This window comes from Pseudomonas sp. (assembly GCF_049590575.1).
In the GTDB taxonomy this organism is placed as follows: Bacteria; Pseudomonadota; Gammaproteobacteria; order Pseudomonadales; family Pseudomonadaceae; genus Aquipseudomonas.
Genome location: NZ_JBAWDE010000105.1, coordinates 1 through 23106, shown reverse-complemented (window position 1 = coordinate 23106; position 23106 = coordinate 1). Strand labels below are relative to the sequence as shown.

23 protein-coding genes are annotated in these 23106 nt (G+C 59.5%); 16 read left to right on the top strand and 7 right to left on the bottom strand.

Annotated elements, in window-relative coordinates; all coding sequences use genetic code 11:
* Positions 1 to 19: 19 nt before the first annotated feature.
* On the bottom strand, positions 20 to 1774 hold the full coding sequence (locus WBR57_RS08385; RefSeq protein ID WP_424083433.1) for a hypothetical protein: 1755 nt from the start codon (positions 1772 to 1774) through the stop codon (positions 20 to 22).
* 209 nt (positions 1775 to 1983) lie between these two features.
* Between WBR57_RS08385 and WBR57_RS08380 the strand changes: the two genes are divergently transcribed.
* From WBR57_RS08380 to WBR57_RS08365, 4 genes are all read left to right on the top strand, one after another.
* Positions 1984 to 2112 (top strand): hypothetical protein, encoded by a 129-nt coding sequence (locus WBR57_RS08380; protein ID WP_424083432.1) that lies wholly within the window; start codon positions 1984 to 1986, stop codon positions 2110 to 2112.
* Between the two features lie 189 nt (positions 2113 to 2301).
* The gene (locus WBR57_RS08375; RefSeq protein WP_424083431.1) at positions 2302 to 3456 is read left to right on the top strand and encodes an S-type pyocin domain-containing protein; all 1155 of its coding nucleotides are present in this window, start codon (positions 2302 to 2304) and stop codon (positions 3454 to 3456) included.
* A 7-nt stretch (positions 3457 to 3463) separates the two neighbouring features.
* A complete protein-coding gene (locus WBR57_RS08370) occupies positions 3464 to 3721 on the top strand; it encodes a colicin E3-like toxin immunity protein (RefSeq protein ID WP_424083430.1) in 258 nt (85 codons plus the stop codon).
* A gap of 24 nt (positions 3722 to 3745) precedes the next feature.
* Positions 3746 to 4369, top strand: coding sequence for a DUF3916 domain-containing protein (locus tag WBR57_RS08365; protein WP_424083429.1), 624 nt, complete (start codon positions 3746 to 3748; stop codon positions 4367 to 4369).
* Here the strand turns inward: WBR57_RS08365 and WBR57_RS08360 are convergent.
* The 3 genes from WBR57_RS08360 to WBR57_RS08350 form a co-directional block, all read right to left on the bottom strand.
* The gene (locus WBR57_RS08360) at positions 4366 to 4938 is read right to left on the bottom strand and encodes a hypothetical protein (protein WP_424083428.1); all 573 of its coding nucleotides are present in this window, start codon (positions 4936 to 4938) and stop codon (positions 4366 to 4368) included. The genes WBR57_RS08365 and WBR57_RS08360 overlap by 4 nt on opposite strands.
* Positions 4939 to 5002: 64 nt before the next feature.
* Positions 5003 to 6355, bottom strand: coding sequence for an ATP-binding protein (locus tag WBR57_RS08355; protein WP_424083427.1), 1353 nt, complete (start codon positions 6353 to 6355; stop codon positions 5003 to 5005).
* Positions 6352 to 7014, bottom strand: coding sequence for a response regulator (locus tag WBR57_RS08350; RefSeq protein WP_424083426.1), 663 nt, complete (start codon positions 7012 to 7014; stop codon positions 6352 to 6354). The genes WBR57_RS08355 and WBR57_RS08350 overlap by 4 nt, the downstream gene beginning before the upstream one ends.
* A 147-nt stretch (positions 7015 to 7161) precedes the next feature.
* Between WBR57_RS08350 and WBR57_RS08345 the strand changes: the two genes are divergently transcribed.
* From WBR57_RS08345 to WBR57_RS08325, 5 genes are all read left to right on the top strand, one after another.
* Entirely contained in the window at positions 7162 to 7428 is a 267-nt protein-coding gene (locus tag WBR57_RS08345) for a PepSY domain-containing protein (protein ID WP_048722823.1), read from the top strand.
* Positions 7428 to 7973, top strand: a complete 546-nt coding sequence (locus WBR57_RS08340; protein ID WP_424083425.1) for a cytochrome b/b6 domain-containing protein — start codon at positions 7428 to 7430, stop codon at positions 7971 to 7973. The genes WBR57_RS08345 and WBR57_RS08340 overlap by 1 nt, the downstream gene beginning before the upstream one ends.
* Before the next feature lie 16 nt (positions 7974 to 7989).
* Positions 7990 to 9258: a sialidase family protein gene (locus tag WBR57_RS08335; protein WP_424083424.1), complete on the top strand. Its 1269-nt coding sequence runs from the start codon at positions 7990 to 7992 to the stop codon at positions 9256 to 9258.
* Positions 9258 to 9860 carry a hypothetical protein gene (locus WBR57_RS08330; protein ID WP_424083423.1) on the top strand — a complete coding sequence of 201 codons (603 nt, stop codon included), beginning with the start codon at positions 9258 to 9260 and terminating at the stop codon, positions 9858 to 9860. The genes WBR57_RS08335 and WBR57_RS08330 overlap by 1 nt, the downstream gene beginning before the upstream one ends.
* Before the next feature lie 134 nt (positions 9861 to 9994).
* Positions 9995 to 12016, top strand: coding sequence for an LTA synthase family protein (locus WBR57_RS08325; RefSeq protein ID WP_424083422.1), 2022 nt, complete (start codon positions 9995 to 9997; stop codon positions 12014 to 12016).
* Here the strand turns inward: WBR57_RS08325 and WBR57_RS08320 are convergent, their stop codons facing one another.
* Complete coding sequence (locus WBR57_RS08320; RefSeq protein ID WP_424083421.1) at positions 12017 to 12391, bottom strand: c-type cytochrome; 375 nt, start codon at positions 12389 to 12391, stop codon at positions 12017 to 12019.
* Positions 12392 to 12572: 181 nt separating this feature from the next.
* On the opposite strand from WBR57_RS08320, the gene WBR57_RS08315 reads away from it, so the two are divergent.
* The 7 genes from WBR57_RS08315 to WBR57_RS08285 all read left to right on the top strand — a co-directional run bounded on the left by WBR57_RS08315 (position 12573) and on the right by WBR57_RS08285 (position 21364).
* Entirely contained in the window at positions 12573 to 12953 is a 381-nt protein-coding gene (locus WBR57_RS08315; protein ID WP_424083420.1) for a response regulator, read from the top strand.
* Between the two features lie 196 nt (positions 12954 to 13149).
* Positions 13150 to 13755: a biliverdin-producing heme oxygenase gene (locus tag WBR57_RS08310; RefSeq protein ID WP_424083419.1), complete on the top strand. Its 606-nt coding sequence runs from the start codon at positions 13150 to 13152 to the stop codon at positions 13753 to 13755.
* The gene (locus tag WBR57_RS08305) at positions 13752 to 15995 is read left to right on the top strand and encodes an ATP-binding protein (RefSeq protein WP_424083418.1); all 2244 of its coding nucleotides are present in this window, start codon (positions 13752 to 13754) and stop codon (positions 15993 to 15995) included. Before WBR57_RS08310 ends, WBR57_RS08305 begins: the two co-directional genes overlap by 4 nt.
* A gap of 133 nt (positions 15996 to 16128) precedes the next feature.
* A complete protein-coding gene (locus tag WBR57_RS08300; protein ID WP_424083417.1) occupies positions 16129 to 18030 on the top strand; it encodes an alkaline phosphatase D family protein in 1902 nt (633 codons plus the stop codon).
* Positions 18031 to 18155: 125 nt separating this feature from the next.
* Complete coding sequence (locus WBR57_RS08295; protein ID WP_424083416.1) at positions 18156 to 19169, top strand: diguanylate cyclase domain-containing protein; 1014 nt, start codon at positions 18156 to 18158, stop codon at positions 19167 to 19169.
* Between the two features lie 127 nt (positions 19170 to 19296).
* The gene (locus WBR57_RS08290) at positions 19297 to 20574 is read left to right on the top strand and encodes a 2-aminoadipate transaminase (protein ID WP_424083415.1); all 1278 of its coding nucleotides are present in this window, start codon (positions 19297 to 19299) and stop codon (positions 20572 to 20574) included.
* Positions 20575 to 20644: 70 nt separating this feature from the next.
* On the top strand, positions 20645 to 21364 hold the full coding sequence (locus WBR57_RS08285; RefSeq protein ID WP_424083414.1) for a hypothetical protein: 720 nt from the start codon (positions 20645 to 20647) through the stop codon (positions 21362 to 21364).
* 59 nt (positions 21365 to 21423) lie between these two features.
* Here WBR57_RS08285 and WBR57_RS08280 read toward each other — a convergent pair whose 3' ends face one another.
* Both WBR57_RS08280 and WBR57_RS08275 read right to left on the bottom strand, forming a co-directional pair.
* Entirely contained in the window at positions 21424 to 22506 is a 1083-nt protein-coding gene (locus WBR57_RS08280; protein WP_424083413.1) for a pyridoxal phosphate-dependent aminotransferase, read from the bottom strand.
* Between the two features lie 145 nt (positions 22507 to 22651).
* Positions 22652 to 23106, bottom strand: a 455-nt coding sequence (locus WBR57_RS08275; RefSeq protein WP_424083412.1) for a UbiA family prenyltransferase, incomplete at its 5' end; no start/stop codon positions are given.

Genomic DNA, 23106 nt, shown 5'->3' with positions numbered 1-23106 from the left:
CAATAGACAAGCTTGCCTCCTATAACAATTTGCAGACTACTTTCAACCCACCAAAATCAAAGTGAGAATACGCATCACAATAAACATCATAGTGTTCAGCCCTCTCCCTGCCACTTTGAGAATGACTAAAGTAAGCTTCAACTAGCTCCTGCGGACGGTGCAGATAGGGTTTAAGCAGAACATGCTCCTCCATAATATTTTGACCTTTTCGCACTTGCACACGGCCACCGCGCAAAATGTTTCTGAGCAAGTTCCATTCATAAAAAAATATTCCGTCCGATTCATAAAAATTCAAGAACGGCATATTATGCAACAATACAAAATAGCTATTATCCGGCCGAGCCCCCGACAACCCATGCTGACTTAGTTTTTTCCGAATACTCTCATCGGACATATTATCTCTTAGTACTGCAAGCTGCCGGACGAAGCCGGTACGGAAATTTTCATTGAGAAACAACTGGCACTGTTCGGAAAGATAAGTTGGAATTTCCGATAACTGATATTTTGCCTGTATAAAATAGTAAATATCCTCCTCTACAATTTGAACAACCAAATCCACATCATAACCTTTAATCTTAGCATTGGTTCCTGGCTCGAATTTTCCGTGAATTTTCAGACGCGGGTCGTTGAGATCCTGAATATAATTAAAAATATAATCTCTCTCGAAATCACTGCCAAGCAACTGTCCAAAGTCAGGCGCCTTTGAGTTAATAGTCACCGCCCCGAGCAGGCACCTCACGAACTTTCTTAATCCATACTTAAAGTTCAGAGCTCCGCGTATATACACGCCATCCTTATACTCTACGAAACTGCTGACCGAGCTCAGTGTTGGCACACGTCCAACCAGGGCACTCTTGATCATATCCACAGCAGCGGAGCTGGCTATACTTTTCAAATAGGCCTCATCAGTCGTGCGCTCACCTGACAACGCCCTCAGCTCGATGTGAATTGCGATATTGACGATTTCCCGCAAATACTGATACTTCGGATGCTCTCTCATACTCGCCGACAAGTAATTCGAATGTATTGACAAGCATTTATCGAGAGTCTGATCAACTAGAACATTACACAACTCCGGCCTCAGCCGGCCATGCGCGTGCAGAGAGGGTACAACATTATGTCGTGTAAATATGTCACTAATGTTCGAATCAGCCTCAATTATTTCCGCCAGCCAGTAGGTCTTCAACCGCGTCATTAGCTTCTTGGTCGGTACAATGTAAAGGGTGTCTCCACTCAATCTGGCAACCAGTAGCCCTTGTGCTATCAGAAAATACACCTCACTCAGATAATAACAAAGCCACAAATTTGAATTCCCCAAGATGGACAAATTATGTATTGCACGCAACTGCAAATTCTCGGCAACTCTATTACACGTATACTCAAGCACGGCCCAAGAATAGGACTCAATAAACGCAGTGAGAGTGGCTTTTTTCGACGCTGATACCGCTTCATTGCACGCCGACGCAAGCACTATATTAAAATATTTTTTGAGCTCGTCGGTAAAACGATGCACAGTGTCCTTAGTCAGAGGCACATGATCCTCGAATATATGCTCAGGCAGCGTTTCTCTAGCATATTCCAAATGGCTTTCAAGTTTCTCCCACAGTATGGATTGCACCTGATCGGCACAAATAAATCTGCGCAATATTGGTAATTTATAAAGCACTTTTGAATGCCACTTAAGAGGTTTTCCAGCGAGAACCACAGGGCAAACTTTATTTATTGGATCTTTCAGAAAGCCGAGCAGTTGCGGGTCAATATCTTCATATATCATTGTAAAACTCCCTATTCAGTGACCGCTCGAAGCCTTCCGCGCAATATCGTTACTGAACCTTAAATCATTTTCAAATCAAACGGAAAATTCACTGACAATCGTTTATTGCAGCGCAGCAAAAAACAAACATCTAAATGGCGCGCTTAATTTCAATCGCTTGCCCTTACCCCCCCGCCTATCATTGCCCCCCTCCAGCCCATCACACGCTCATGACAGATTTGCCCGCAGAAGCCAAGCACGGCAGCTTCGCGGTGGTGGGCCTGCTGACGCGCTACGACATCGACGAGCACCTGAGTGCATCGGTGAACCTGAACAACGTGTTCGACCGCCAGGGTTAGAGCGGGTACGGGCTGTACAACACTTACTTCAGTGGCGCCCCACTCAATGTGATGGCGGGGGTCAAGAATCAGTGCTAGTCGCGCTGATAACTGGCTGACTTTTCCCACGTAAGCTATCGAACAAATCCGATATCAGCTTCTGACGCCCCCTCTTAGGCTCACTTCCTCGCACAAGGAAGTGAGCCCGTCATGTCTGAGCGCTTTTACCCGATCACCGAAGAGGAACAACTCAAGCGACGCATTCTGATTCCTCAGCCGCCGCGTGCGAACTATTCACGGACTATCGACTTTTCCGACTCAACCCCCGCCCCTCAGGCGCCGCGCGCCAAGCTTCCCGGCTGCGTGTTCATCAAGCCCTGCCAACTGGCTGATGGCCTCACTGACTACGCAGACCCCACCGGTTATGTGCCCCTTGAGCTGATCAAGGAGTACGGCCACTTCAGCCTGTTGGGCGGGCGCGAGGTGGACAGTCGGGGCACGATTGCCTTGCGCAAGATCAGCGGCAGCGCCTTGCCGGTGGGCTTGGGTCAACTAGCGTTACGTACGGCGGCTCTGGAGTCGGCTGCGGCGGCCGCAGGGTCTGTCGCGGCGGGCTTGTTAGGCGGGTTGGTAGCGCTGGCGTGGCCCTCGGAGTTGGGCGACAGCGCGCTGTATACCGAAGAGCACTTGCGCTCGATGCAACAGGCGCGCTCGCAGATGCGCTTGCATGTGGAGCAGCGTGAGGACGGCACGCTCAAAGGCTACGGGTTTTACACCGGCAATAATTCCGACTGGCAGATGATTGATGTGGTGCAGTTTCAAAACCGGGCCGATCAGTTTGTCGCGGATTTGGGTGAGGGCGTGGAGCTGATCTGGACGCCTGCGGTTGATCCAAGCGACACGCTGGGTATTCCAGCCTTGGAGGCTGCGCCACAAGCGCCAGTGATCTGGATCTACCCGCCAACGGAGAAAGCGGCGCAGATTCTGGTGAACCCGATTTATCCGCCGGAGTATCGGGATTTTATTCTGGTGTTTCCGGTGGAGTCGGGGGTTCGGCCGCTTTATGTGGTGGTCAGTGTCAAGGCTGGGGATCACAAGTACCACAAGGCGCCTAATACTGAACAAATAACTGGCTTTGCAAACTTGATAAAAGCCAAACCCATGACTCCCAGGCAGGGAGGTGCCGGGTTAAGAGAGCGTTGGGTTGAGGAAAAAGGCCGGAGAATCTATGAATGGGATTCTCAACATGGTGAGTTGGAAGTTTATCTGGCAAGTGATGGAAGCCATCTAGGTGCGTTCAGCCACATCACCGGCGAGCAGCTAAAAGGACCGAAGAAAAAACGAAATATCAGCAAATATCTGTGAGGGCTACATGGGACTAACAGTGAGATTGGAATGGTTCGACAGAACGACAGGACGGCTGCGAGGAACGGAGGACTCTGCAGACTTGAGAGATGACTACTCCTTGATTTCCAAGCTTGGGCTGTCGGCAGCCGAGGACATCAATAACGGCATGTTTGAACTGCAGAAGGAGTGGCTACCCCTGATAAAGACATACTTTTCTCATGAGATTGCTCTTTCAGAGAGCGACTACTTCATCGCGTTTGATTACGAAGATGCAAACGAATAACACAGACCCCGGGAACTCAGCCTCATGCGCAGACTGTCACTTACAAATAAAAAACTCCGCAACATCCCCAGACACCTCAGGGCCCTGACCCGCTGGGCAGACAGCTTCGAAGGCTGTTTTTACGAACACTTACCGCCGCAACCCGACTATATAGACGTAAAAATCCCGGTTATCGAAAACCTTGTTGAAGGCAATCAGACCACACCGGAAATTCTGGCGCATTGCGCTCAACAATTGATCAAAGTCGCGGGCCACCTGTTTGAAGCACGATCAGACGATGACCCTGAGTGCTGGATTGTCGCCTGCATCATGGTCCCGGATATGTTCTCGAGCCGAGTCTGTGTCTACACCGACAGAGCCCGCCATCTCGGCCACACCCAACCCTTCGACTACGAGCACTTCCGGCAAACCCGCATCACCGGCCGAAGCCTTGCCGGCGAATGGGGGTTGGCCGTTCCGTCTGGTTTCCAGGAAGTCGGCTTTCACTTCATCCACGAGGACGAAAAAGGAAACGTCTTCGAGTCAGAGCATTGGTACTTCGGCGAAGTCAGCACGACCGATGAAGATCCTGGCGGAGAGCGTTGGAAGTATCAAACCTTCAGGTCCTTCCAAGCGCAGCATCCGCATTTGTTCGGTCCGCGCACCTAACTCTCTTTCACCTCACGCCCCGTCCCACCAATCAACACCCGATTCGCCGGATCCGTAATATCAAACACCTGCTGTGCACACGCCGACCGACTAGGCGTGAACTGGAACTCTACCAAATACACCTTCGCCTTCTCTGGGATGAAGGTACTTTCCGGCGGCACGCAGCTGTAATAAGCCCCATTGCCAATGCTTCCCGCGCTGCCGAACACGGTGAGTTTCTTGCCTGGGTCTGCCTGGATTTCCAACTGCGGAAAACGCTTGAAGCCGGCACTGGCCACTGTCTGGTTGACCTTGGCGATCCAGTTGAAAACCCGGCCTTCGCCGGTGTCCACTACGGTGCCGAGGGTTTCCAAGCGTTGATCAGGGTCGCCTTCGCGGCGGATAGAGAATTCGACGGGGTTAGTGCCACCGTAGGCCTTCATGATGACCTTGGCGTGGTCGGCATCCACGGCTACGGTTTTCTGGCGAAATTGGATACCGTCCTTGAGCAGGCTGGGCGATGAGTCGCGTTGGTTGGATTGGCAGGCGCCCAACGAGATGGCGATACAGAGCAGCGCAATGCGCTTCATGGGGATTTCCTTATCGGGATGAGAGTGATGACTGGACCCGAGTTTAAACAAAATGTTCCTCAACTCAGGTTTCGTCAAACACCAACCGTGCACACAACCCGCCCTGCTCGCGGTTATGCAACGCCAGCCGACAGCCGATCTTGCCTACGATCATCTCCACGATCGCCAGGCCCAACCCTGCGCCGTTGGCATTGCCGCGACTGTAAAACCTTTCGCACAAACGCCCCATCTCCGCCTCGTCAATGCCCGGGCCCTGGTCTTCCACGCTGAGGCAGCTGGCGCCAATCACCACCTTCACTTCGCTGCCCGCCGGGGAAAAGTTCAGCGCGTTGGTCACCAGGTTTTGCAGGGCGATAGCCAGTGCCACGGGTTCGGTTTGCACCCAGCATTCCTCGTCACCTTCCAGCACCAGTTCCACGCCTTTTTCCATGGCCAGCGGCGCCAGTTCGGCGAGTTCTTCGCGGACCAGTTCGGTGAGTTGCACGCGGCTGCGCTTAGGGTTGTGAAGGTGCGGTTCGATGCGGGCCATGGTCAGCAGTTGGCTGCCAATACGCGTGGCGCGGTCGACGCCGTTGACCAGGAATTCCAGAGCCTCGCGGCGTTGTTCATCGGTGTCGGCGTTTTGCGCGTTTTGCGCGTGAATGCGCAGGATCGCCAAGGGCGTGCGCAGTTCGTGAGCGGCATCGGCGATAAAGCGACGTTCGCGTTCAAGCAGATTATCGACTTGGGCCAACAGCCGGTTGATCGCGGTTTGCATGGGTTCCAGGTCGGTCGGCAACGGTTTGAGGTGCAGCGGTTGCAAGGTCTCGGCGGTTCGCCCGCGAATCGACTGGGCCATGGCGCGCAGGGGCTTGAGGCCCCAGCCAATCACCAGCCAGATCAATACGGTCAGCAGCGGCACGCCGATCAGGATGGGCCAGAGGGTGTGGCGCACGATGCGCTGGATCAGGTCCTGGCGAATGTCGTCGCGCTCGCCCACCCAAATGAGCAGGCCCTGCTGCGGGTCGGCGAGGACGAAGGCACACCAGTCATTGCCGTTATGCATCAGGTCATGGGAGCCGAGGGAGGTCGGCAACGAAGCCAACACCGGCGCCTCGGCCGAACGCACCAGCAGCCGGCCATCGGTGCGCCACACCTGGAAGGTCAAGCGGGTTTCATAGGGATGAGCGACACCCTCTTCTCCCACGCGGCTCATGGCCTGGTCAAAGGCCTGGTAGAGGCGGTCCCAATCGGCCTCGCCGGGGTCGCGCTGGCGCAGCACGCCTTGCAGCAGGCGCGCACTCTGGGCGAGCTGAGCGTCGTAGACTTCTTCGATTTCATGGTGGCTGTCGCGCAGCACCAGCCAGCTGATCAGCGCATCGCCCAACAGAATCAACACCAGAACGGGAATCAGGATGCGCGCGCGAACAGAGCTCATGGCTTGAGCACCAACACGTAGCCGACACCACGCACGGTGCGGATCAGCTCGGCCGAGAGTTTTTTTCGCAGGTTGTGGATAAGTACCTCGAGCGTGTTGCTCTCGACCCGGTCCTGCCAGCCGTACAGCGCGCGGGACAGACGCTCGCGGGTGACCACCTTGCCGGGGCGTACCATCAGCTGGTGCAGCAGCTGGTATTCCATTGGGGTAACGATGATGTCGGCGTCCAGGTAGCGCACTTGTTGAGTGGCCGGGTCGAGGCTGACGCCGGCGTGCTCCAGCACCGGCTGCGCGCGGCCCTGGCTGCGGCGCAACAAGGCGCGAACGCGGGCCTTGAGTTCCTCCACGTCGAAGGGTTTGACCAGGTAGTCGTCGGCGCCGGCGTCCAGCCCGGCGATGCGTTCGGCGGTGCCGTCGCGGGCGGTGAGGATCAACACCGGCAGGTCATATTGCTCGGCGCGCAACTGCTGCAACAAGCCGAGGCCATCGAGACGTGGCAGGCCGAGGTCGAGCAGCAGCAAGTCGAAGCTTTCGGTGCGCAGCGCATGCAACGCCGCCACGCCATCTTGCAGCCAATCGAGGGTGTAACCCTCGGCGCCCAGGGCCACGCGTATGCCTTGGCCGAGGGCTCGGTCATCTTCGACAAGGAGTAGGCGCATAGCAGAATCTCTGTAGGAATCGGCGGCATCATGCCGGGTTCAGGCCTATTCCCTTGCAGCAAAGATGTTACGGCTCGTTGCCAACTAAGGTTGCGTTAATGTTGGTTTTGCACTTTGCGGACTCCCCTTTCCGCTGAGAGCTTTTCCATGCGCAAAATTCTCCTGCTGTCCCTGATCATTGCCAGCCCCTTGGCGGTCGCCGGCCCGCAATGCACCACCGCCGAGCGCTCGCAATGGCAGGACGAAAAAGCCTTCCAGGACAAGCTCAAAGCCGAAGGCTACGAGATCAGCAAGTTCAAGGTCACGGATGGCAATTGCTACGAAATCTACGGCTTTGACAAAGACAAGCGCAAAGTCGAGATCTACCACGACCCGGTCACCGGCAAGGCCGTGAAGACTGAGATCAAAGGTTGATGCCAGGCGAATCCCTGCGCCTGTGGGACCCGCTGGTAAGGCTGTTTCATCTGTCTATCGCCGGGGTCTTCGTCGCCAATTACTTCTTCAATGAAGCAGGCGATGCCTGGCACGTCTGGCTCGGCTACTACGCCATGGCCTGGCTGCTGGTTCGCGCGGTGTGGGGGTTCATAGGGCCGCGCAGTGCGCGCTGGGTGGATTTTTGGCCGACACCAAAACGGCTCAACGCCCACCTGCGCTCGCTGCTCGATGGCCGGCCGCAGCATCGCCTGGGCCATTCGCCGATCGGCGCGCTGGTGATGCTGCTGATGTTGCTGGCGCTGCTGAGCATCGGTATCAGCGGCTTTTTGATGCAGGAAGTCGACGCCCTGTGGGGCGCCGACTGGCCGCTGCAAATCCACGAGACCGCCGCCAATGTGCTGCTCGGGCTGGTCTGCGTGCATGTGCTGGCCGCGGTGTTTGAAAGTATCCAGGTGCGGGACAACCTGCCGTTATCCATGCTCACCGGTCGCAGGAAGCGCCTGCCGGATGAGCGTGCGCAGTAATCCCAACAGGTTCCCTATGCGCTCCGCCTTATTGATTAGCAGCCTGCTGGCAGTATTTTTCGCCGCCTGGCTAACCCACCCACCGCATGTGCTCGCGCCGTTTGCCCAGGCCAGCCCCAGCCCTGAAAAAGTGGCGGCACCGGCGCAGTACAGCAGCCGGTTCGTGTCCACGCAGTTGACTGACTTTGTGCATTCCTCGTCTGTCACCGCCTTGCCGGGCGGCGACTTGATGGCGGTGTGGTTTGCCGGCTCCCGCGAAGGCGCGGCCGATGTGCAGGTGCGCACCGCGCGTTTCGATGCAAGCAGCGGCGAATGGGGTGCCGAGCAAGTGCTGGCCACGCGCGAAAGCACCCGTGATGGTACTCGGCGCTATATCCGCAAACTGGGCAACCCGGTGATTGCCCTGGGGCCGGACAAACGCCTGTGGATGTTTTATGTGTCGGTGTCGGTGGGTGGCTGGGCCACCAGCGCGATCAACCTGATGGTTTCCGATGACCTCGGCACCACCTGGTCGGCACCGAGGCAGTTGGTGACCTCGCCATTTTTCAATATCAGCACCCTGGTTCGCTCCGCGCCGGTCTTCCATACCGACGGCTCCATCGGCCTGCCGGTGTATCACGAGTTCATGGGCAAGTTCGCCGAGTACCTGTATTTGAGCGCCGACGGTGCGGTGATCGACAAATTCCGCATCAGCCGAGGCAAGAACTCGCTGCAACCGACCATCGTGACCCAGGATGGTCAGCGGGCCGTGGCGCTGTTGCGCTATGCCGGCGACACTTATCACCGGGTCCTGGCCAGCCGCACCGAAAACGCCGGGCAGACCTGGAGCGAACCTTTCCCGCTGGAGCCGGCCAACCCCAATTCATCGCTGGCGGCGGTGAGCACGGTAGACGACGGTATGCTGGTGGCCCTCAATGACCTGCGCGACGGCCGCTTCAAACTCAGCCTCTACGGCACAGACGCCCAGTTCAGCCAATGGCGCACCGTGGCGCAGCTGGACGAGTCGCCCGACCCGCTCGGCCAACCGTTCACCCCCGAAGCCTACAAAGAGATCATCGGCGAAGGCTTTCGCGCCTCCAGCGGCGCGCGTCGCCTGCCATTGCAAGAGCGCTTCCTGAGCAGCCTGGATTACCGCGTATGCAAACCCGAGGGCTGCGAATTCCAATACGAGTACCCCTCCTTCAGCCGCAGCCCGGACGGCACGTACCACTTGGTGTACTCGTGGAATAACACCTTTATCAAACATGTCAGCTTCAACGAAGCCTGGCTGGCGGAGCACCTCTGATGTTTTCTCTATGGCAGGCCCATTTGAGTTTCGTACTGCTGGGGTTCGTGGCGCTCTGCGCACTGCGGTTTACCGCGCCCTGGCGCCCGTGGTTGCTGCCGCTGCTGGTGGCGGTGAGTTTTATCCCGGTCAACGAGCTGCCGCTGGCGGCGTACGTACGCAGTTTTACCGATGACTTGGCAATCAGCACCCTGGTGTTATTGGCGTGGGTGGGGCTGTGTCGGTTGGGATTGGCGCCGTCGCTCAGCCGCCGGCAGCAACTGCAGATGTTGTTGCTGTTCGGCCTGCTGAGCCTGGTGTTGTACCCGGCCACGCTGGGCCTGAGCTACTACGACCCCTACCGGTGGGGCTTCAACCCTCGGCCGATGATTGTGGTGGTCGCCGCCGTCGCATTGGCGATGCTATGGCTGCGCAATGCGGTGGCGGTGTGGATGCTGGCAATCGGCACGCTGGCGTTCGCCTTGCGGCTCAAGGCGTCGGAAAACTATTGGGATTACCTGGTCGACCCGCTGTTGACCGGTTACTGCCTGATCGCAGGGTGTTGGCTGCTGCTCAAAGCGGCCTGGAAATACCCAAGCCAAGCGCTATCGAATAAACAGTGAGTGTCAAAACTGTGGGAGCGGGCTTGCCCGCGATCGCGCCAGGTCAGTCGCCGCATGGGGTGGCTGACACTCCGTCATCGCGGGCAAGCCCGCTCCCACATGGGTTTGTGGTGTTTTTTAGAATGGGGAAAATGATGGATGTTTTGCAATCACGCCGCCTGCGCTACGGCGTGGGCGCAATCGGGCTGGTGTTTGCGTTGCTGGCAGCGTTGCGGCTGGTGTTTGTGCTGGGTTTTTCCGGCCTGGACTTGAACACTCCGGCGCTGCTGGAAACCCTGGGCATCGGCCTGCGTTTTGACCTGCGCCTGGCGGTGCTGCTACTGCTGCCACTGGCCGTGCTGGCGTGGCTGCCACGCTGTAACCTCACCACCCTGCCGGCCTTGCGCTGGCTGGCGCGCGGTTACCTGGTGCTGGCGCTGGCGGTGGTCGGCCTGGTGTACATCATCGACTTCGGCCACTACGCCTACCTTGGCGTGCGCATCAATGCGACGGTGCTGCGTTACCTGCAGGACGCGCAGATTTCCCAACAGATGGTCTGGGAAACCTACCCAGTGCTGTGGATAACTGCGTGCTGGCTGGCGGCGGTGGCGCTGTGGGTGTGGGCATTGATTTGCCTGGAGCGGCTCACCCTGGATCGCGCGCCCACCCCCATCGGCAAGTGGGCGCTGGCTTCGATTTCGGTGTTCGGCGTCGTGGCTGTATTGCTGGCCCTGCTCGGTCGTGTCGCCAACCTCAACCTGGAAAACCCGGTGCCGCTGCGCTGGAGCGATGCGTTCTTTTCCGGCAACAGCCAGGTGGCGGCGGTTGGCCTGAACCCGGTGCTGTTTTTGTATGACACGCTCAAGGTCGGCCAGTCGCAATTCGATGAGGCCCAGGTGCGTGAGCACTATGCGCAAGTCGCGCAGTATCTGGGGGTTGATCAGCCGAACGCCGAACGGCTGAATTTTACCCGCGCACAAGGCGTACAGCCTTATCGACTGGCCGGCACGAAGCCGCCGAACGTGATCTTCGTCATGCTCGAATCCCTCGGCACCAGCGCCGTCGGGGCCTACGGCAACCCGCTCAACCCCACGCCGAATCTGGACAAACTGGCCACGCAAAGCTGGTTCTTCAAGCACTTCTACGTGCCCGTCACCGGCACGGCCAAAACCGTGTGGGCGAGCATTACCGGCGTGCCGGACGTGACCCGCCAGGAGACCGCCACGCGCAACCCGCTGATCACGCGGCAACACACGCTGATCAACGCGTTCGAGGGCTACCAGAAGTTCTACATGATCAACGGCAACGCCGGCTGGGCGAATATCAACGCGCTGATCCGCCAGAGCATCGACGGCGTGCAGCTGTATGACGAAAGCCATTGGCGCTCGCCACGGGTGGACGTGTGGGGCATCTCCGACCTGGACCTGTTCAAGGAAGGCGATCAACTGCTGCGCGGGGTGCCACAGGACCAGCCGTTTTTTGCCTATGTGCAAACCTCCGGCAACCATCGGCCGTTTACCATTCCCAAGCAAAACGATGGCTTCGAGGTCAGCGACGTGACCCTCGAACAAGCCCAGGCTGCCGGCTCGCGCAGCGTCGAGCAGTACAATGCGGTGCGCCTGCTGGACTACAACATCGGCCGTTTGATGGAAATCGCCAAGGCCGGTGGTTGGTACGACAACAGCATTTTTGTGTTCTTCGGCGACCACAACACGCGCATCAGCCAGATCCCGCACATGGCCCCGGCGTTCGAACAACTGGGCCTGGAAAGCAACAACGTGCCGCTGCTGATCCATTCGCCAGGCCTTGAGCCGCGGGTGATCGAAGAGGCCGTGGGTCTGGCGGACCTGCTGCCCACAGTGGCCGGCATGGCGGGCATCGCCTTTTCCAACGGCGCCATGGGCCGCGACATCCAGCAGCCCGCGCCGGAAGGCGAGCGCGTGGTCCCGCTGGTATTACGCGAGGGTACTTTCCCGATCATCGGCGGCGTGACCCGGCACTTCCTGCTGCAGATGCAGCACGACGGCAGCTCACCGACCCTGCATGACCTGGCATCGCCCACCCCGCGTGACGACGTGGCCGCGCAGCACCCCGAGGAATTCCAACGTTTGCAGGGGCTGACCCGAGGCTTGCACGAGAGTGCGCGCTTGATGTTGTTCAGGAATGTTCGGGAGTGATTATTTGTCCTGGAACGTTTCAAGGTACGCGAGGATATTGTCGATCTTCTCCGGGTCGCTGATGCCCCAGAAGATCATGCGCGTGCCGCTCACTACCTTTTTTGGCGCTTCGATATAGGCCGCGAGTTTGTCGCGGGTCCAGACCACACCGGAGTTTTTCATCGCGTCGGAATACTGGTAGTCGGTGGTGGTACCCGCCGGGCGGCCGATAATGCCATTGAGTTCCGGGCCAAAGCCGCCCCGCGCGCCTTCACCAATGCTGTGGCAGCCGCCGCAGGTCTTGCTGAAAAGCTTGCCGCCGGCCTCGGCATCGCCGGCGGCCAACGCCGGGCCGCTGCTGAGGATCAGGGCGAGAGTGAACAAGGCGTACTTCATGAAGGCTCCACATCGGACAACGGTGATGCAATTATGCCCGTATCCACCCTGCCGTGGCGCACCCGCCGAGCGTCCCCAACAAGCTCAAAAACAACCACCCATCGCTCCGCACACATCCAATCGAACCTATGCAGGCTCGCCCCACTCCACCTTACTGAACCCTGATGGTGGAGTAAGGATCATGGCTCAGCCATCGATTTTGGTATTGGAAGACGACGAGATCATTCGCTCGTTAATGGTGGATGTGCTGCAAGATTTCGGGGCGACGGTGACTTCTTTTCCTTCAGCGGATGAAGGAATGATCTACCTGGAGCGCGGCGATGACCCGGTGGACCTGATCGTCAGCGATATCCAGATGCCGGGTTTGCTCAACGGCTATGACTTGAGCCGAGTGGTAGCGCACCGCTGGCCGTCAGTGCCGGTGCTGTTGACCTCCGGCAACACCCAGCTGGCGGCGCAGCTGGGGGGGTCCGTACGGTTTTTGCCCAAGCCTTGGAGCACCGAGCATCTGTTGGAGTGCGTACAAACCGCATTGACGCAGCAGGGCTCTTCGATGCATTGATAGCGCTGCGACATCACTTCTGCCGAACTTCGGCATAAACATTGCGGTCACTATGCATGCAAGGAGCGACTTTTCTGATCCGCTGGTCAGGCTTTTCGTCATGTACGCTCAGTCTTTAGCCATGATTTGTGTAAAATCGTCGCCCATTTACTCAGCGTCATTCATGGTCGAAAGGCCCACAGCTCGAGCTCACTGAATGCATTCAAAGGCCCCTGCCCCTGGTGCGCCCTCTTTACTCGAAGCGTTGCGCAAGGGCACTGCCCTGTTGCATGTAGCGCTCGAGAAGCGTCTGCCGTTTTTTTCCGAGCGCCTGGATGCCGATGGGTATCAGCGCTTGATCCAGGCGTACTACGGGTTTTACCAGCCAATGGAAGCGGCGCTGTATGACAGTGGCTTGATCCCCGATGGATTCGACCAGGCGTTGCGTGTGAAAACGCCGACCCTGGTGAGTGATCTCCACGCCCTTGGCCTGGCTCCCGATGCCTTGCCCCGCTGCGCCAACCTGCCGCCCCTCGATACCCCTGCTGCCTGCCTCGGCGCTATGTATGTGCTAGAAGGTGCGACCTTGGGCGGTCAAGTGTTGCGCAGGGAAATGCAGCAACGCCTGGGCATCAATGCTGAGAACGGCGGGGCGTTTCTCAATGTATACGGCGTCGAGACCGGTCGGCGCTGGAAGGATTTTCTCGATTATCTGGGCCGTATGCCGCTGGACACCCCCACCCGACATCACGCGGTGGATGCGGCCCGTTCGACGTTCAGCTGCTTTGAGCAATGGCTCGACAGCCAGGAGGTACTGCTATGAAACCCGAAGATTTTGAAGAGCTGCTTGCCAACTGTGCCGACGAGCCGATCCGCTACCCTGGTGCAATCCAGCCCCACGGCGTGCTGCTGACACTGTCGGAGCCGGGCCTGAATATCATCCAGATCAGCGCCAACGTCGGCACCCTGTTCGGCCACGCGCCCGAGACGCTGCTCGGGCAGCCGCTGCACACCTTGATCGGTGCCGAGCATGCCCAGGCCGTACAGGCCATGGCCGAGCAAAATACCTTTTTCGATGCCCCGCCGCTGCATGTCAGCCTCAACGGCGCCGAGTTCGAAGGCTTGTTGCACCGCCATCAGAATGTGCTGGTGCTGGAGTTCGAACCGCGCCTCAAAGACTTCCAGCCACGTTCCCCAAAAGGGCGCAGCAGTGACTTGGGCAAGATGCTGCAACGTTTGCAGTCGGCGAAAACCCTGCAAGCGCTGTACGAAATCAGCGTGAATGAAATCCAGGCCATGACCGGTTACGACCGGGTGCTGATTTATCGCTTCGAAGAAGAAGGCCACGGCCAGGTCATCGCTGAAGCGTCGGCGCCCTCCATGGAACTGTTCAACGGGCTGTTTTTTCCCGCGTCCGACATCCCGGAGCAGGCCCGCGAGCTGTATCGCACCAACTGGCTGCGCATCATCCCGAACGCGGCCTACGAGCCGGTGCCGCTGCTGCCCAAGCTGCGCCCGGACAGCGGCGAGCCCCTGGACTTGAGCTTTGCCACGCTGCGTAGCGTGTCGCCGATTCATTGCCAGTACATGCAGAACATGGGCGTGTTGTCGTCCATGAGCATCTCGTTGATGAAGGGCGACACGCTGTGGGGCCTGATCAGCTGCGGCAACCGTGAGCCGCTGCTGGTGCCCAACGACCTGCGCACCGCCTGCCAGACCATCGGCCAAGTGTTGTCATTGCAGATCAGCGCCATGGAAGCCCTGGACCTGAGCCGTCAGCGCGAAGAGAAGGTCGAGGCCTTGGGGCTGCTGGATCGGGCGATGAAGGCGTCCACCGAAAATGTGTTCGACGGCCTGGCCCAGCAAGGCCAAGTGCTGATGGACCTGACCCTGTCCGGCGGCGTGGCGATCATCGAGGACAAACAACTGCATCGTTACGGTAACTGCCCGGAACCGGCGCAGATCCGCGCCTTGCACAAGTGGCTGCAAGACGGCGGCGAGCCGGTGTTTTCCAGCCATAACCTGGCATCGGTCTACCCGCCTGCCGCCGAGTTCCAGCAGGTCGCCAGTGGCGTCCTGGCTATGAGCCTGCCAAAGCCTGTGGACAACGGCGTGCTGTGGTTCCGCCCCGAGGTCAAAGAGAACATCAACTGGAGTGGCGACCCGAGTAAACCGCTTAACCTGGAAAACTCCGACGCCGGCCTGCGCCTTCGCCCACGCACGTCATTTGAAATCTGGAAAGTCGAAATGGCCGGCATCTCCACCAAGTGGAGCCATGGCGACCGTTTTGCCGCCAATGACCTGCGCCGTTCGGCGCTGGAAAACGACCTGGCCCGCCAGGTGCTGCGCGAGCAACAAGCCGTGCGCGCCCGTGACGAGCTGGTGGCGGTGGTGTCCCACGACCTGCGTAACCCGATGACGGTGATCTCGATGCTGTGCGGCATGATGCAAAAGGCCTTCAGCTCCGATGGCCCGCACACCTCGCGGCGTATTTCCTCGGCCATCGACACCATGCAACAGGCCGCCGCGCGCATGAACGTGCTGCTCGAAGACTTGCTCGACACCTCGAAAATCGAGGCGGGCCGCTATGTGGTCAAGCCGGTGGCACTGGATGTCAGCCAGATGTTCGAGGAGGCCTACTCTCTGCTCGCGCCGCTGGCGATGGAGAAAGGCATCGACTTGTCGTTCAACGCCGAGCCGGGCCTGCAGATCAAAGGCGACCCGGAGCGCCTGTTCCAAGTGCTGTCGAACCTGATCGGCAACGCGATCAAATTCACCCCGCGCCAGGGCAATATCGGCATCAGCGCCATGAGCAATGGCGAGGAGATCGTGTTTTCGGTGCGTGACTCCGGCGAAGGCATCGCGCCTGAACAGTTACCGCATGTGTTTGATCGCTACTGGACCCAGGCCGAGAACAATCCCACCGGCAGCGGCCTGGGGCTGTACATCACCCAGGGTATCGTGCAGGCGCACGGCGGGCGGATCGAGGCGCAGAGCGAGTTGGGCCGCGGCAGTGAGTTCAAATTCACCGTGCCCAAAGTGAGTAAGGATGCTCACACCTGACCAAGCGCTCCGCCCTCACCAAGGGCAGCAGCATTTTGCTGCCCATTGTTGCGTTTACCCGCCCGACTTAACAAAACCCTCACATCCGATGCGTTAACCTCCGCGGTTTAATTGCGCCGGAGCCTCTGCCTGCATGCCACACCCCGACACACTGCCTGCGGTCCTGGCTGGCCCGATGCTGCGGCGCCTGGAGCCCCAGCGCCTGGTCATCTGGCTGGTGGGAAGTCACAGCCTGGAATTACGCCTGAGGCTGCAATTGCCCCAGGGCGAAACGCTGGGTATCGACCTTGATGCGCAGCACTGCCAGGTTGTGGCCGTGGGACGCCACGCGTTTATCCATCTGATCGATATCGCCCTGCCCACTGCCCTGCCACAGGACGTCACCCTCGGCTATGACCTGTTGGTCGATAACGCCGGCATCGCCGAGTGGGCGCCACACCTCTTGTATGCCGACGCCGAATGGCCGACGTTCGTCTTGCACAGCCGCATTCAGCAGTTGGTGCATGGTTCCTGCCGCAAGCCACACCACCGGGCCGACGAAGGTTTGCTGTGCGTGGACCGCCTGCTCGCCGACGCCCACCACACCCCGGCGCAACGCCCGGCACTGTTGATGATGAGTGGCGACCAGATCTACGCCGACGATGTCGCCGGGCCGATGCTGCGCGCGATTCATGCGCTGATTGCGCGGCTGGGCCTGTTCGATGAGTACCTGGAAGGCGCAGTGGTGGATGACAGCGCCAGCCTCTACGGGCACCGTGCCAGCTATTACCATCGCGCCGATCTGTTGCCCGCCCTGGACAGCAACGAGACCCTGCGCGAGCGTTTTTTTGGCGGGGTGAAAAAACCGATTTTCACCAGCAGCACCGCCGACAACCACCTGGTGACCTTTGCCGAAGTGATCGCGATGTACCTGCTGGCGTGGTCGCCCACCCCGTGGACGCTGATCTCGCCGCAACCACCGCAACTGAGTCTTGAGGAACAGCAGCGCTACACCCGCGAGCAGGTTCACATCGAGCAATTCCGCCAGGGCCTGCCGGGCGTTGCGCGGGTATTTGCGCACCTGTCGACCTTGATGATCTTTGACGACCATGACATCACCGACGACTGGAACCTCAGTGCCCAATGGGAAGAAACCGCCTACGGCCACCCCTTCTCCAAACGCATCATCGGCAATGCCCTGCTCGCCTACCTGCTGTGCCAGGGCTGGGGCAACCAGCCGCAGGTGTTCACAGAACAGCTCAAGCACATCCAGGCGCTGACCCGCCAGGCGCAACACAACCATCTGGACGCAGCCGCGCAGGACGAACTGCTGCAAACGCTGCTGAAATTCCAGCAATGGCACTATGTGCTGCCGACCACGCCCGCGCTGGTGGTGCTCGACACCCGCACCCGGCGCTGGCGCAGCGAGTTCACCCTCAAACAACCCTCCGGCCTGCTCGACTGGGAAGCCTTGAGCGAACTGCAACAGGCGTTGCTGGACCACCCCTCGGCCATCATCGTTTCGCCCGCGCCGATCTTTGGCGTCAAGCTCATTGAAACGGTGCAAAAGGTGTTCAGCTGGTGCGGCTACCCCCTGCTGGTCGACGCCGAAAACTGGATGGCCCATCGCGGCGCTGCCCAGGTGATCCTGAATATTTTCCGCCACTCACGCACGCCGGGCAGTTACGTGATCCTGTCCGGCGATGTGCACTACTCGTTCGTCTATGAAGTGCTGATTCGCCATCGCAACGCCGGCCCGAAAATCTGGCAGATCACCAGCAGCGGCATCAAGAACGAATTCCCGCCACGCCTGCTGGAATGGTTCGACCGCCTCAACCGCTGGCTCTATTCGCCACGCTCGCCCCTCAACTGGTTCACGCGTCGGCGCGCCCTGCAGGTGGTGCCACACATCCCGGAGCATGCCGAGGCGGGCGAACGCCTATGGAATTCAGCGGGGATCGGTCAAGTGTTCTTCAATGGTCAAGGCCAGCCGGAGGGGATTTATCAGCACAATGCGAACGGGAGGGCACGGACGAGGATGGTGGCGCCGAAGTAGCGGCCTATTGCCATCCCTGCTAAAGCCGCACATCCGCCCTATTCAAACGGCGGCAGCCTCGTTGTAGAGTAGTTCCAGCCAAGGAGTATCGGCGTCAATTTTGGCCTCAGGCAGGGAATGCGCAGATGGACGACACTTCCGGCAACACGCCTCACAATAGTGATTTCTCACACTTCAATGCCGACATGCTGCACACCGTTCTGGAGTTGGTCAGCGACGGGATCTGGGACTGGAACGCCAATACCGGGTTCGTATACCGCAACCCAGGTTGGTACGAAATGCTGGGTTACCCTCGCCACTCGCTGGAAAACACTGTGTTTACCTGGGAAAACGCGATTCACCCGGACGATTATTCCCAGGTGATGACGCTGTTTGACGATTACATCCACCGGCGCGCGCCCCATTACCAAATCGAATACCGTTGCCGCAAAAGCGATGGCAGCTATTTGTGGGTTGAGGACCGCGGCTACGTCATCGCACGCAACCCCGATGGCTCAGTGGCACGGATGGTGGGGGCCCATCGCGATATCCATCTGCGCAAATGCTCAGTCGAGCAATTGGAACGGCGCAACCAATCCCTTGAGGCCCTGGTAACCGAGCGTACACGTGAGCTGTCGCGGGTCAATCAGCAGTTGCAATTGCAGCTGGAGGAAAACCGTTCACTGGCCGAGCGTGATTCCCTGACCCTGGTTGCCAACCGCTATCGCCTGGAAAAAGCGCTGCTCGAAGAGTGCGACCGCGCCCAGCGCTTTCGCCTGCCGCTGGCATTGATCGCGATGGATGTGGATGACTTCAAGCCGATCAATGACCGCTATGGTCACGGCGTGGGCGACCAGACGCTGGTGCGGGTGGTGGAGTGCCTGGAAGGTTGCACACGCGCCGATGACTTGCTCGGCCGCTGGGGCGGCGATGAGTTCATGCTGATCCTGCCCAAGACCTCGCTGGAGGTCGCCAAGGCAGTGGCCGAGAGTATCTGCCAGGCGGTGCGCGAACACGCACAGATCAGCGATTTCAAGGTCACCCTGAGTGTAGGCGTGGCCGCGCGCGCGCCGGATGAGAGCCCGGCGGCGCTGATGGCGCGTGCCGACCAGGCGTTGTACCGCGCCAAGGCGGCGGGCAAGGACAGCGTGTCGGAATAACCTGCGGGCCTTGGCCGGCAGGAGCTCCTTCCGATTTGGAATGACCCGGAGAGTTTATTTCGTTTGCGGCAGGGCCCGGTGCACGGCTTAGATAAAAACAAGCCCGCCAGTGCCGAGTCCAGGATTCATGAGCCGCGAAACCATCAGCCAGTCAATTTCCATCGTTCATCCCCTCATCCTCAGCCACGGCAAAAATGCCGAGGTCTGGGACACCACGGGCAAGCGCTATATCGACTTTGTCGGCGGAATCGGCGTGCTCAACCTGGGCCACTGCCACCCCGGCGTGGTCGAGGCGATTCGCCAACAGGCGACCCAACTGACCCACTACGCCTTCAATGCCGCGCCGCATGCGCCCTACCTCGAACTGATGGAGCGCCTGAGCACCTTTATCCCGGTGGATTACCCGGTCAGCGGCATGCTCACCAACAGCGGCGCGGAAGCCGCGGAAAACGCCTTGAAGATCGTGCGCGGCGCCACTGGCCGCACAGCGGTGATTGCATTTGACGGCGCCTTTCACGGCCGCACCCTGGCCACCCTGAACCTCAACGGCAAGGTTGCGCCCTACAAACAAAAGGTCGGTGTATTGCCCGGCCCGGTGTATCACCTGCCCTACCCCAGCGCCGATAACGGCGTGAGTTGCAGCGATGCGCTGAAGGCCATGGACCGCTTGTTCAGCGTTGAAATCGACGTGAATGACGTGGCCTGTTTCATCCTCGAGCCGGTGCAGGGCGAAGGCGGTTTCCTGGCACTGGACATCGAATTCGCCCAGGCCCTGCGGGCTTTTTGCGATGAGCACCAGATCCTGTTGATCGCCGATGAAATCCAGTCGGGCTTCGGCCGTACCGGCCAGCGCTTCGCCTTCTCGCGCCTGGGCATCGAACCGGACCTGATCCTGCTCGGCAAAAGCATTGCCGGCGGTGTCCCCCTGGGCGCGGTGGTCGGGCGCAAGGCACTGCTGGACAACCTGCCCAAGGGCGGCCTGGGCGGCACGTATTCCGGCAATCCGATCGCCTGCGCGGCGGCGCTGGCCACGCTGGAGGCAATGACCGACGGACACCTGCACGCCTGGGGCGCGCAGCAGGAAGCAATCATCGTCGGGCGCTATGAGGCGTGGCGCGCGCAACAGCTGTCGCCGTATCTGGGCCGCCTCACCGGCGTCGGGGCGATGCGCGGTATCGAACTGGCCAACGCCGACGGCACGCCCGCGCCTCGGCAACTGACGCAACTGCTGAGCCTGGCGCGGGATGCCGGCCTACTGCTGATGCCCAGCGGCAAGTCGCGGCATATCATCCGCTTGCTGGCACCGCTGACGACTGAGCCCGCGGTGCTGGAGGAAGGCCTGGATATCCTCGAGGCCTGCTTAAAGCGACTGGACCAAGGACCAGTGGGCATTCTGCTGCCTTGACCTGATCTCCCTCCCCGCTGAAAATGCCCGACGCTTTTTTGTCTCCGTTTACTGAAGTAGTGAAATTTCAATGTCCGATTCTTACACCGAAAACTCCGCCGCCGAAGAATCCCTAGTCGCCTTGCAATCGAAGGCTGAATACGAAAACGCCATCAATCTTTCACAGCATTTGCCCGCGGCCAAGATCATCAGCGAGATGGTGCTGGACGCGTTCCACACGTCCAAGGAAAGCGACCAGATCCGCGAACTGCGTGTGGCCATCCGCCAGGCTCATGATGCCTTCGACGACGACAAGGCCTACGAGCTGATGGGCCAGCTCAAGCAACTCAAGGACGCCGAGGCGGCCGACAACATTGCCCTCGAAGACCTGAGCAGCAAGTTCTCGATCAGCCGCATCCTGTCCAGCTTCAAGGACGACCCCGAGTTTCAGGAACTGGTCTACGGCCTGGCCCTCAAGGTGCTGAACCAGTCGCACCAAGCGATCAGCAACCCAAGCGCCGGCAAGAGCAAGGCGTCACGCGCCAAGAAAGAAGCCGAAGTGTTTGTGATCAGCAAGGATGGCATCAGCGTCACCCTGCCGCTGCGCACGCCGCGCTCCAAGCTCAACGTCGACCGCGAGGCGTTCGAGTTCCTGGGCTTCAGCTTTGTAGGTGAAGGCGATGAGGCTGAATTGGACGTTGAAAGCTTTGTGGATAACGCCGGCACTGAACAGCCGCTGAGCCGCAAGAGCGTGATTACGGCACTGCAGCAGCAGACCGCGTTTGCCGGGTACAGCATCGCACAGCAGTAAATTGCAGGAGGGGGCTTGCCCCCTCCCACATTTTGAACAGCGCTGTGTCAGCTGGCTTGTCAGACCTGCGCCGCAAAGACCTCGCGAAACCGCGCCATCTCGCGCTTGTTGCCCACCGTGACCCGCACCCACTGCGGCCAGTTATTCCACACCCGCCCGACCCTCACGCCGTGGGCGGCAAGCGTCTTGACGACCTGCTCGGCCGGCTGTTTCACGTCGATCATGAAACAGTTGGCCTGTGACGCGGTGCAGGTAAAACCCCGGCCCTTGAGCCAGGCTATGGTCTCGTCGCGCAGTTGGGCATTCAGTGCTTTGCGCTGCGGCAATAGCTTGATGTCTTCCAGGCTGGCAAGCCCACCGAGCAAGCTGGAACCTGCCGGGACGTTATCACCGCCAAACACCGCCAGTCGCTCCAGCAGCGCCGGGTGGCCGATCGCCAGGCCCAGGCGCGCGCCGGCCATGCCGTAGATTTTCGAGAAAGTGCGCAGCACCAGCAGGTCGTCGTGGTCCTTGACCCAGCTGACCACGCTGGGCGCGTCGGCGAAGTCGATGTAGGCCTCATCCACAACCAGTACGCTGCCTTTGGGCTTGTCCGCCAAGGCCTGGCGGATCGCCTCGGTGGGCGTGAGGGTGCCGGTGGGGTTGTTGGGATTGCACAGGTAGAGCATGCCAGCCTGGGGGTCGGCGGCGAGCATTGCCGGGACGTCGTGGGCGTGGTCGGCAGTGAGGTCCACCTCACGCACCGGCGCCTTGTTCGACTTGGCTGACTGCTGCGGCACTTCGTAGGACGGTGTGGCCATCACCAGCCCACGGGTTTCGCTGGTGAACGCCAGCACCGCATAGCGCAGAGCGGCCATGGAACCTGCAAACACCGCGACCTGCTCTTCCGCAATGCCCTGCTGCTGGGCAAACAGGCCGGCCAGGGCGTACATGTGCTTGTAGGGATAGCGCCCGGCCGTGGCGATCCCATTCTGCATCGCCTCGCGTGCAGCCCGTGAGGGGCCGTAGGGGCTTTCATTGTAGTTGAGCAGCACCGCGTCAGTCTTGGCAGGCGGCTGGGCGGCAACCGCCCAATCCAGGCGCCCCAGCAACGGCAAGGCGGCGCCCAGGGCGAGAAGGGATCGACGACTAACGCTGACCATGGTGACTACTCCTTGTAGGCGTGGGATGGATTCGCACAGTGCGTACAGAGGGGTATGACGAGAAAAACACCAGTGGATTTAAACCGGCGCCAAGAAAAAGCCCCGCGCTTCTCTCGAAGGCGGGGCTTTTTCACTGCGGTGACACTCAGTGAGCGTAGGTCAGCAACAGCTCTTTCGGCACTTGGAAATCCAGGGACATCATCACGCTGAGCGCGGTGATGGTGAAGATCGAGAACACGAACAGCTTGCGCGCCCAGACGGTGTCATCCACCGCCTTGTAGCCGGTCCAGGCCATGTACAGCCAGTACATGCCCATGGCGGCAGCGACGGCGAGGTAGCTCATGCCGGCGTAGCCACTGAAGGTCAACATCAAGGTCGCCACGAGGAAGGCCAGGATGTACAGCAGGATGTGTTTCTTGGCTACCTGGATGCCACGCTTGACCGGCAGAACCGGAATCGATGCAGCCAGGTAGTCATTGAAGCGGAAAATCGCGATGGCGTAGGAATGCGGCATCTGCCACAGGCTGAACATCACCAGTAGCGTCAGCGCGGCCATGTCGAAGCTATTGGTTACAGCCACATAACCAATCACCGGCGGCA

What these genes read in the sequence shown, in the direction of transcription:
- WBR57_RS08385 (WP_424083433.1), bottom strand. Translation starts at nt 1,774, where the DNA reads ATGATATATGAAGATATTGACCCGCAACTGCTCGGCTTTCTGAAAGAT.
- WBR57_RS08380 (WP_424083432.1), top strand. Translation starts at nt 1,984, where the DNA reads ATGACAGATTTGCCCGCAGAAGCCAAGCACGGCAGCTTCGCGGTGGTG.
- WBR57_RS08375 (WP_424083431.1), top strand. Translation starts at nt 2,302, where the DNA reads ATGTCTGAGCGCTTTTACCCGATCACCGAAGAGGAACAACTCAAGCGA.
- WBR57_RS08370 (WP_424083430.1), top strand. Translation starts at nt 3,464, where the DNA reads ATGGGACTAACAGTGAGATTGGAATGGTTCGACAGAACGACAGGACGG.
- WBR57_RS08365 (WP_424083429.1), top strand. Translation starts at nt 3,746, where the DNA reads ATGCGCAGACTGTCACTTACAAATAAAAAACTCCGCAACATCCCCAGA.
- WBR57_RS08360 (WP_424083428.1), bottom strand. Translation starts at nt 4,938, where the DNA reads ATGAAGCGCATTGCGCTGCTCTGTATCGCCATCTCGTTGGGCGCCTGC.
- WBR57_RS08355 (WP_424083427.1), bottom strand. Translation starts at nt 6,355, where the DNA reads ATGAGCTCTGTTCGCGCGCGCATCCTGATTCCCGTTCTGGTGTTGATT.
- WBR57_RS08350 (WP_424083426.1), bottom strand. Translation starts at nt 7,014, where the DNA reads ATGCGCCTACTCCTTGTCGAAGATGACCGAGCCCTCGGCCAAGGCATA.
- WBR57_RS08345 (WP_048722823.1), top strand. Translation starts at nt 7,162, where the DNA reads ATGCGCAAAATTCTCCTGCTGTCCCTGATCATTGCCAGCCCCTTGGCG.
- WBR57_RS08340 (WP_424083425.1), top strand. Translation starts at nt 7,428, where the DNA reads ATGCCAGGCGAATCCCTGCGCCTGTGGGACCCGCTGGTAAGGCTGTTT.
- WBR57_RS08335 (WP_424083424.1), top strand. Translation starts at nt 7,990, where the DNA reads ATGCGCTCCGCCTTATTGATTAGCAGCCTGCTGGCAGTATTTTTCGCC.
- WBR57_RS08330 (WP_424083423.1), top strand. Translation starts at nt 9,258, where the DNA reads ATGTTTTCTCTATGGCAGGCCCATTTGAGTTTCGTACTGCTGGGGTTC.
- WBR57_RS08325 (WP_424083422.1), top strand. Translation starts at nt 9,995, where the DNA reads ATGGATGTTTTGCAATCACGCCGCCTGCGCTACGGCGTGGGCGCAATC.
- WBR57_RS08320 (WP_424083421.1), bottom strand. Translation starts at nt 12,391, where the DNA reads ATGAAGTACGCCTTGTTCACTCTCGCCCTGATCCTCAGCAGCGGCCCG.
- WBR57_RS08315 (WP_424083420.1), top strand. Translation starts at nt 12,573, where the DNA reads ATGGCTCAGCCATCGATTTTGGTATTGGAAGACGACGAGATCATTCGC.
- WBR57_RS08310 (WP_424083419.1), top strand. Translation starts at nt 13,150, where the DNA reads ATGCATTCAAAGGCCCCTGCCCCTGGTGCGCCCTCTTTACTCGAAGCG.
- WBR57_RS08305 (WP_424083418.1), top strand. Translation starts at nt 13,752, where the DNA reads ATGAAACCCGAAGATTTTGAAGAGCTGCTTGCCAACTGTGCCGACGAG.
- WBR57_RS08300 (WP_424083417.1), top strand. Translation starts at nt 16,129, where the DNA reads ATGCCACACCCCGACACACTGCCTGCGGTCCTGGCTGGCCCGATGCTG.
- WBR57_RS08295 (WP_424083416.1), top strand. Translation starts at nt 18,156, where the DNA reads ATGGACGACACTTCCGGCAACACGCCTCACAATAGTGATTTCTCACAC.
- WBR57_RS08290 (WP_424083415.1), top strand. Translation starts at nt 19,297, where the DNA reads ATGAGCCGCGAAACCATCAGCCAGTCAATTTCCATCGTTCATCCCCTC.
- WBR57_RS08285 (WP_424083414.1), top strand. Translation starts at nt 20,645, where the DNA reads ATGTCCGATTCTTACACCGAAAACTCCGCCGCCGAAGAATCCCTAGTC.
- WBR57_RS08280 (WP_424083413.1), bottom strand. Translation starts at nt 22,506, where the DNA reads ATGGTCAGCGTTAGTCGTCGATCCCTTCTCGCCCTGGGCGCCGCCTTG.